Origin of the sequence: Sphingobium sp. MK2, assembly GCF_040170545.1 — a bacterium.
In the GTDB taxonomy this organism is placed as follows: domain Bacteria; phylum Pseudomonadota; class Alphaproteobacteria; order Sphingomonadales; family Sphingomonadaceae; genus Sphingobium.
Genome location: NZ_JAZDXA010000110.1, coordinates 1 through 851 on the forward strand (window position 1 = coordinate 1; position 851 = coordinate 851).

General features: G+C 57.1%; 1 protein-coding gene. It reads left to right on the plus strand.

The features are described from left to right. The first annotated feature begins 77 nt into the window (after window positions 1-77). Window positions 78-838, plus strand: a protein-coding gene (locus V2I08_RS20520) for an IS5 family transposase (RefSeq protein WP_156028742.1) whose coding sequence is annotated in 2 segments (ribosomal slippage) — window positions 78-411 and window positions 411-838 — 762 coding nt in all. Because the reading frame shifts where the segments join, the coding sequence is not laid out codon by codon here. The last annotated feature ends 13 nt before the right edge of the window (window positions 839-851 follow it).

The following is an 851-nucleotide window of genomic DNA, read 5'->3' on the forward strand; positions in this document are numbered from 1 at the left end:
CTAGGGTCAGGACCTGTTAAATTGCTTGCGCATTGGGTGATGGGTTGATTCAATAGCAGCGTTAGGAGGCGCTGCCGATGGATGTTCCGTTTCTGCTGAGTGAGGCGCAGATGCGCCGGATCGAGCCGTATTTTCCCTTGTCTCATGGGGTGCCAAGAGTGGATGATCGGCGGATAGTGTCTGGGATTATTTACGTCATCAAGCACGGGCTGATGTGGCGCGACGCGCCCAAGGAGTATGGCCCACACAAGACGATCTACAATCGTTTCATCCGCTGGAGCAGGCTCGGCGTGTTCAACAAAATCTTCGCTGGCTTGGCAGCAAAGGGCGGCAAGCCCGACCAGTTGATGATCGATGCAACCCACCTGAAAGCACACCGGACGGCGGCAAGCCTGCTTAAAAAGGGGATGTTCCCCGACGTATCGGACGCACCAAAGGCGGCCTGAACTCCAAGCTACATGCCGTATGCGATGGCAAAGGCCGACCGCTCATCATGCTGCTCAGTGAAGGGCAGATGAGCGATTATAAGGGCGCTGCACTGATGATCGATGCCTTCCCGAAGGCAAAGGTCCTGCTGGGCGACAAGGGCTATGACGCCGACTGGTTCCGCGCGGCACTGGCCGACCGCAAGATCACGGCCTGCATCCCGTCAAAGGGGAACCGGAAAGTGCCCATTCCACACGACACGGCGCTCTATAGACAGCGGCACAAAGTCGAGAATATGTTCGGCAGGATCAAGGACTGGCGGCGCATCCACACGCGCTACGATCGTTGCGCCCATACCTTCATGTCCGCCATCTGCATCGCCGCGACCGTTATATTCTGGATCAATCAATGAGTCCTGACCCTAG